The 7,523-nt window shown below is 68.7% G+C and carries 6 protein-coding genes; 4 read left to right on the top strand and 2 right to left on the bottom strand.

All coding sequences use genetic code 11. From position 1 onward, the window contains the following. Positions 1-222: 222 nt before the first annotated feature. Positions 223-1,596 carry an aminotransferase gene (locus A33M_RS17305; RefSeq protein ID WP_008389774.1) on the bottom strand — a complete coding sequence of 458 codons (1,374 nt, stop codon included), beginning with the start codon at positions 1,594-1,596 and terminating at the stop codon, positions 223-225. Between the two features lie 210 nt (positions 1,597-1,806). On the opposite strand from A33M_RS17305, the gene A33M_RS17300 reads away from it, so the two are divergent. Then, the gene (locus A33M_RS17300) at positions 1,807-2,637 is read left to right on the top strand and encodes a DUF1499 domain-containing protein (protein ID WP_040621354.1); all 831 of its coding nucleotides are present in this window, start codon (positions 1,807-1,809) and stop codon (positions 2,635-2,637) included. On the opposite strand, the gene A33M_RS17295 is transcribed toward A33M_RS17300, so the two are convergent. After that, entirely contained in the window at positions 2,622-3,536 is a 915-nt protein-coding gene (locus tag A33M_RS17295) for an MBL fold metallo-hydrolase (protein WP_202801938.1), read from the bottom strand. The two genes, A33M_RS17300 and A33M_RS17295, sit on opposite strands and share 16 nt — an antisense overlap. A 329-nt stretch (positions 3,537-3,865) precedes the next feature. Here A33M_RS17295 and A33M_RS17290 point away from each other — a divergent pair, with 329 nt between their 5' ends. The 3 genes from A33M_RS17290 to A33M_RS17280 all read left to right on the top strand — a co-directional run bounded on the left by A33M_RS17290 (position 3,866) and on the right by A33M_RS17280 (position 7,311). After that, entirely contained in the window at positions 3,866-4,735 is an 870-nt protein-coding gene (locus A33M_RS17290) for an IclR family transcriptional regulator (protein ID WP_040621352.1), read from the top strand. A gap of 77 nt (positions 4,736-4,812) precedes the next feature. Continuing rightward, positions 4,813-5,772, top strand: a complete 960-nt coding sequence (locus A33M_RS17285; RefSeq protein ID WP_008389766.1) for a dihydrodipicolinate synthase family protein — start codon at positions 4,813-4,815, stop codon at positions 5,770-5,772. 249 nt (positions 5,773-6,021) lie between these two features. Beyond that, positions 6,022-7,311, top strand: a complete 1,290-nt coding sequence (locus tag A33M_RS17280) for an MFS transporter (protein ID WP_202801937.1) — start codon at positions 6,022-6,024, stop codon at positions 7,309-7,311. The last annotated feature ends 212 nt before the right edge of the window (positions 7,312-7,523 follow it).

The raw sequence follows: 7,523 nt of genomic DNA, 5'->3' as shown, positions 1-7,523 counted from the left end.
TCGGTTTGATGGATCGCCGGGTCGAAGCCCGGCGATGACGGCGGAGGTCCTGGCGAGCTCCACCTTTCTCAGCGAAATCCCACTCTCATCGAAATCCCACGTTTTTTGCCCTCGTGTGCATGCCGTAGCGCTTGCGGGAAGAGGGAGCAGCGCTGCACGCGTGGCATCTCCCGAGCACGAACCGAACGGCCGTGGAACGCGCCCGGCACCGGCGAAGGCGCTTCAGCCCTGCCGCACCCAGGCGAGCGTGCGGTCGAGCGCACGGCCGAGGCGCGCAAAAAGCTCGTCGATCTCCTCGGGCGAAATGATCAGCGGCGGGCAGACCGACACGGTGTCGTTCGACAGCGCGCGCACGATCAAGCCCTCCTCCTCGGCGAACCGCACGCAGCGCGCCGCGACCCCTTTCGACGGCTCGAACGCCCGCTTGGTCGCCTTGTCGGCGACCAGCTCGAGCCCGGCGACCAGCCCGACGCCCCGCGCCTGCCCGACCAGCACATGCTCGGCGCATTGCGCGAGGTGCTGCCGGAACTGCGGGATCTTGGCCTGCACCTGCTCGACGATCTTGTCGCGCTGATAGATTTCGAGGGTCTTGAGCGCCACCGCGGCCGCCACCGGATGGCCGGAATAGGTCCAGCCATGCGCGAACGAGCCGAGCTTTCGGCTCTCGTCGAGCATGGCGTCGTACATCGTCTCCGGCACCGTCACCGCGGCGATCGGCAGATAGGCCGACGACAGTGCCTTGGCGACCGACAGCGAATCGGGCCGGAAGCCGAGCACCTCGCAGCCGAACATTTTTCCGAGCCGCCCGAACCCACAAATCACCTCGTCGGAGATCACGTAGAGGTCGTACTTGTCGCACACCGCCTGGATCTTCGGGAAATAGCCGGCGGGCGGCACCACCACCCCACCGGCCCCCATCACCGGCTCGGCGATGAAGGCGGCGACCGTCTCCGGCCCTTCGCGCTCGATCAGCGCTTCCAGCTCGGCGGCGAGCCGGGTGGAGAACTCCTCCTCGGTCTCGCCCTCCTGCGCCATGCGATAATGATAGGGGCAGCCGGTGTGCAGGATGCCGGGAATCGGCAGGTCGAAATCGGCGTGATTGGCCGGCAGGCCGGTGAGCGAGGCGGAGGCCACCGTCACCCCGTGATAGGCCTTTTCGCGCGCAACGATCTTCTTCTTCTGCGGGCGGCCGAGCGCGTTGTTCATGTAGCGCACCAGCTTGACCTGGGTGTCGTTGGCCTCGGATCCGGAGTTGCAGAAAAAGACCTTCGAGGTCGGCACCGGCGCCATCGCCTTGAGAGTCTCGGCCAGCTCGATCGCCGGATCGTGGCTCTTGCCGTTGAACAGATGCGCGAAGGAGAGCCGGCGCATCTGCGTGGTCGCCGCCTCGATCAGCTCCTCGTTGCCGTGGCCGAGCGACAGGCACCACAGGCCGGCCATGCCCTCGATGTAATCCTTGCCCGCGGTGTCGTAGACGAACACGCCCTGCCCGCGCTCGAGCAGCAGCGGCCCGGTGTCTCTGTGGGTGGCGAGATCAGTGTAGGGGTGAACGAGTGTCTCGATGTCGCGAACGGCCTGATTTCCGGAAACGGTCATTGCTGAAACTTTCGAAAAGGCGGGCGGAACGGGCCTCGACCATACGCCAATGCGGCCGCTATCGCACGCCCGCTCGGCACGCGGGGCGACCCGTTCGCGGTGCGCGGCAACCACCGGATCGATCGCGCGAGAACCGCCGTTGCCAGCCACGGCGCTTCGCACTATCGGTGGCGCCGCACGGCGATCGAGCCGCCGCACGGAAAGGTCGACATGCGCCGCCGGATCGCCGAGGAGCCGCCCTCCCGTCTCGCGCTGTGGTCGCAGCGGCTGGTGTTGTTCTCGCTCGCCGTCGTGCTCCTGGCGATCGTGATCGCCCGCGCCGGCCTGCTCGACACCGTGCCGGTGGTGGTGACGCTCGGCGCCGGCCTCGCCCTCTCGGTGCTCGGCATCCTGGTCGCCTTGCTCGCCTTCGCGGTGATCTGGCACACCGGCGCCTCCGGCTTCGGGCGGGCGGTGTCGGCGATCGCGCTCGGGCTCGTGATCCTCGCCTATCCCGCCTATCTCGCCGCGACCACCTGGAAGCTGCCGCCGATCACCGACATCACCACCGACGCGCTCGATCCGCCGCGCTACGAGGCGATCGCGCAGCTGCGCACCCGCGCCGCCAATCCGGTGATGTATGCCGGCCTCTATGCCGCCGAGTTGCAACGCAGCGCCTATCCCGACATCGAGCCCCTGATGCTCGACGCCCCGCCCGAGGCGGTCTATCGCGCGGCGCTGAAGCTGGTCGAGAAGCGCAAATGGAAGGTGGTGAACGCCCGTCCGCCGGTGACCATGCGGCGCGACGGCTTCATCGAGGCGGTGGCGCTCACCCCGGTGATGACGTTCCGTGACGACGTGGCGCTACGCTTCCGCGCGATCGGCGCCGGCACGCGGGTCGACATGCGCTCCTCGTCCCGCTACGGCGACCGCGACCTCGGCATCAACGCCGCGCGCGTGACGCACTTCCTCGAGGACCTCGACACGCTCGCCGCCGGCATCAAGCCGGAGCCGCCGCCGAAACCGGCGGAGCCGGCCCGGCGCGGTCAGGCGAGGCGATAGGTGCCGGCGGCCGACGGCACGCCGTCGTCGGTCGCGACCACGCCACGCCCGACCAAATCCTCGAGATGGGCGAGCACCGACAGGCCGGCGGCCCCGACCAGGCGCGGATCGAGGCCGATATAGATCGCCCGCACCAGCGTCGGGATGTCGGCCGCGCCCTTGCGCAGCCGGCCGAGAATCGACGCCTCGCGGCCACGCCGGTGCTCGATATAGCCGCCGACGAAGTTTTTGGCGTCGCGCACCGCGCCGCCGTGGCCGGGCAGATAGATTTGCTCGTCGCGCGCGGCGAGCTTCTCGAGCGAGGCCATGTAGTCGCTCATCGCGCCGTCGGGCGGCGCCACCACCGAGGTCGCCCACGCCATCACGTGGTCGCCGACCAGCAGCACCTCGGTGCCGCGCAGCGCGAAGGCCAGGTGATTCGCCGTGTGGCCGGGGGTCGCCACCGCCTCGATCACGAAGCCGCCGGCCTCGACCGTCTCGCCGTCCACGAGCGTCCGGTCGGGCCGGAAATCGACGTCGTTCGAGGCCTCGAGCCGCGGCGCCTCGCCGACATTCAAGGGCCGCGCCGGCCGGTGCGGCCCTTCCGCCAAGATCTCGGCGCCGGTCGCCGCCTTGATTCGCGCCGCCGCCGGTGAATGGTCGCGATGCGTGTGGGTGACCAGCACGTGGGTCACCGTCTCGCCGCGCACCGAATCGAGCAGCGCCGAAACGTGCCGCTCGTCGTCCGGCCCCGGATCGACGATCGCCACCCGCCCGCGGCCGAGCACGTAGCTCACCGTGCCCTTCCAGGTGAACGGTCCGGGATTGTCACACAAAAGCCGGCGAACCCCCGGATACACCTCCTCGGCCCGTCCCGGCGCGAGATCGAAGCTCTTGTCGAAGACGAGGTCGGCGGCCATCGGCATCCCTTGTGCATGCTGTCCCGGACCGAGGTAAGCGGTCTCGCCCGACGTGCCAAGAGGCGATGCGTGGTCGACAGAATCGGTCGTCGGCGAGGGTTTCGGAGAATGTCCGTAACTCTCCGAAGCCCCGATCCGATCGGGTTATTGCTGCGCTGCAGCGACCGGCTGCCGAGTGAAATTCCCTCCCGTTATGCCTGCATTTATCGCCGGGCTGCTCCGCGTCGGCGGCATCCGTGCCGTCGTTGACACGCTCCTGGGGCCTCTCTAGCTTCCGCTCATAGATGCGAAAAAATTTTCGCTATCCGAAAAACCGGCCGGAGGGACCCATGACACTGCCCAACGGGAAGTCCGCTTCGGCGTCCGACGCGACCAAGCCGCTCGGCTTGCGGCGCCTCGATCCGAAGGACGGCAAGAGCTCCGTCCAGTCTCTCGCCAAGGGCTTGCGGGTCCTCGAGGCGTTCTCGAGCGACGCCGACGAGATGACGCTGTCGGAGATCGCCGCGGTCTCCGGGCTCGATGCCGGCACCACCTTCCGCATGCTCAACACGCTGGTCGAGGTCGGCTACGTCGTGCGCATTCCCGAGAGCCGGCGCTTCCGGCTGTCGCTGAAGGTGCTCGATCTCGGCTTCAACGCGATCGCCCACAAGGATTTGCGGGCGCTGGTGCGGCCGCTGCTGCAATCGCTGGTCGACGAGGTGAGCGAGGCGGCGAGCTTCGCGGTGCTGGAGGACGCCGACGCCCTCTATATCGAGCGCGTGCGCGCCGGCTTCACCCGGCTCGGCGTCGACATCCGCATCGGCACCACCATCCCGGCGGCGGTCACCTCGATCGGCCGGGCGATTCTCGCTTTCACCCCCGAGAAGCGGCTCGAGCGCGTGCTGGCGATGCCGCCGCGCCACCCGACCACGCTGCGGCCGCCCGAGCGGCCGGAGCTCGACGCCCTCCTCGCCCGCATCCGCGAGGCCGGCTACGTGCTGGAGGATTCGCGGGTGTCGAACGGGCTGCGCGTGCTGGCGGTGCCGGTGCTCGCCCGCGACGGCTTCGCCACCGGCTCCATCAGCGTGGTGACCCCGGCGATCCAGTCCTCGCCGGAGGATCTCACCGCCCGCGCGCTCGGCCCGATGCAAGAGGCCGCCCGCCACATCGCCCGCGCCCAGGAAGCGAGCGGATCGACCAGCGCGGTCGGCATCCGCTGACCGCGCTGCGCCCCGGCTGGTCCCGCCGGGTCGTACGTGCCGAGAAACCGAGACCGAACCCAAAAAAGGAGAGTTCGATGACGACCAAGAACAAGCTCGACGTCCGGGGTCTCGTACCCGCACCCGTGACGCCGTTCACCCGCGACGGCGCGGTGGACCATGCCGCGATCCAACGGCTCGGCTCCTGGCTCGGCTCGATCGACGGCGTGAAGGGCCTCGTCGTGCTCGGCCATGCCGGCGAGGGCACCTTCCTCACCGACGACGAGCAGATCGCCGTCATCGAGAGCTTCGTGAAGTCGGTCGAGGACCGCATCCCGATCATCGCCGGCATCACCCGCGAGGGCACCGGCATCGCCGGCACGGAAGCCGCCCGCGCGGTGAAGGCGGGCGCCAAGGCCGGCCTGCTCTATCCGTCGCACGGCTGGCTGCGCTTCGGCTATCAGAAGGGCGCGCCGCAGGATCGTTACAAGGCCGTCTACGAGGCGAGCGGCCTGCCGCTGATCCTGTTCCAGTACCCGGACGTGACCAAGGCGACCTACAATCTCGAGACGCTGCTCGAGATCGCCGCGCAGCCCGGCGTGTTCGCGATGAAGAACGGCGTGCGCAACATGCGCCGCTGGGACACCGAGATCCCGGTGATCCGTGCCGCCCAGCCGGACCTCCAGGTGCTCACCTGCCACGACGAGTATCTGCTGCACACCATGTTCGACGTCGACGGCGCGCTGGTCGGCTACGGCAACATCGCGCCGGAGCCGCTGGTCGAGCTGATCGCCGCCGGCAAGGCGAAGGACTACGCCAAGGCCCGCGCCGTGCACGACCGTCTGCTGCCGGTGACCAAGGCCGTGTACCACCGCGGCTCGCACATGGAAGGCACGGTGGCGCTCAAGCACGCCCTGGTCGCCCGCGGCATCCTCGAGCACGCGACGGTGCGCACGCCGCTCCTGCCGCTGCCGGAGGGCGCCGACGTCGAGATCGCGAACGCGATGAAGGCGGCGGGCCTCGGCCTCGCCGGCAAGTCCGCGAAAGCCGCCGCCTGAGGGCGAGGCTCCCATAGGTGCCGGTGACCGGCACCGTGTCGTAACCGCAGACGCGACGTCTGCCGGGTGGCCGCGCGGGCCACCCGGCTCACCTTCCCCGGGTGGGTTTCCTCGTTCCCCCGACGAGCGGCCGTCGCAGCACAGGGGTTCACCATGACGACGGCACAAGCCGTGGGCGGCTCATCGGCATCCCAAGCGATGCAAATGATCGTCGCCCGGATCGAGCGTCTCCCGATCACGCGCCGGTTGATGACCATCCGCGTCATCGTCGGCGTCGCCACGTTCTTCGACGCCTACACCGTGCTCGCCATCGCCTTCGCGATGCCGCAGCTGGTGGCGGAATGGCACCTGACCCCGAAAGAGGTCGGCCTGATCATCGCGGCCGGGTATATCGGCCAGCTGGTCGGCGCCGTGTTCTTCGGGTGGCTCGCCGAGAAGATCGGCCGCCTTCACGTCCTGCTGATCACCATTCTCCTGTTCGTCGCGATGGACTTCGCCTGCCTGTTCGCCTGGAGCGGCATGTCGATGATGGCCTTCCGCTTCATGCAGGGCATCGGCACGGGCGGCGAGGTGCCGGTCGCGAGCGCCTACATCAACGAGTTCATCGGCGCCCGCAAGCGCGGCCGGTTCTTCCTTCTCTACGAGGTGATCTTCCCGGTCGGCCTGATGTTCGCGGGCCTGATCGGCTACTTCCTGGTGCCGGTGTACGGCTGGCGGGCGATGTTCATCGTCGGCCTGGTGCCGTCGGTGCTGTCGATCCCGCTGCGGTGGCTGATGCCGGAATCGCCGCGCTGGCTCGCCTCCAAGGGCCACTTCGCCGAGGCCGACAAGATCGTCACCAAGCTCGAGGACGAGGCGACCAAGCGTGGCCTGCCGCTGCCCGAGCCGACCCCGCGCCCGGTCGATCCGCGTGCGACCGCCAAGTCGGACTGGCGCGAGCTGTTCAAGGGCATCTACCGCAAGCGGACGCTGACCATCTGGGCGCTCTGGGTGTGTGCGTACACGATCAACAACGGCATGATCACCTGGCTGCCCACGCTCTACAAAGGCGTGTTCAAGCTGCCGCTGCAGACCGCGCTCGCCTATGGCTGGACCACCTCGGCCTTCGGCGTGCTGGCTTCGGTCGCCTGCGCGCTGCTGATCGACAAGGTCGGCCGCAAGCCCTGGTACATCGCGGCGTTCGTGATCGCGGTGATCCCGCTGGCGACCCTGGCGGTGCTCGGCGGCACCTCGGCGACGCAGATCCTGATCTTCGCGACCATGGTCTACGCCGTGCTGCAGACCATCGCCTTCTCGCTCTACCTCTACTCCTCCGAGCTCTATCCGACCCGCATGCGCGCGATCGGCACGGCGCTCGGCAGCGCGTGGCTCAGGGCGGGCTCGTCGATCGGTCCGGCGATGGTCGGCTTCATCATGGCGGGCTACGGCATCCGCTGGGTGTTCGCGGCCTTTGCGGGTGTCGCGTTGATCGGCGGCCTGATCACCGCGCTGTTCGCGATCGAGACGAAGGGCAAGTCGCTGGAGGAGCTTTCTCCATGATGTGACGCGACGCCGGCCGCCTGGCGCGGCCGGCTCGCTCGACGACCAATAAAAAGAAGAAGACCTCGAAGACCGACAACAAGAACAAGAATGGCGCTCCGCCCCGTCGTGCCGGTCGCACGATCCGGGCGGGGCGTTTTTTTTTCCCAGGGTGTTTTTCGCTGCTGCGAGGAAAGCGGAGGGGCGTGGCCGCCCCCCCTCTCCATCGACGG

This window comes from Rhodovulum sp. PH10, assembly GCF_000293785.1.
Taxonomy (GTDB): domain Bacteria; phylum Pseudomonadota; class Alphaproteobacteria; order Rhizobiales; family Xanthobacteraceae; genus Rhodoplanes.
This window is presented reverse-complemented; position numbering and strand designations above follow the sequence as displayed.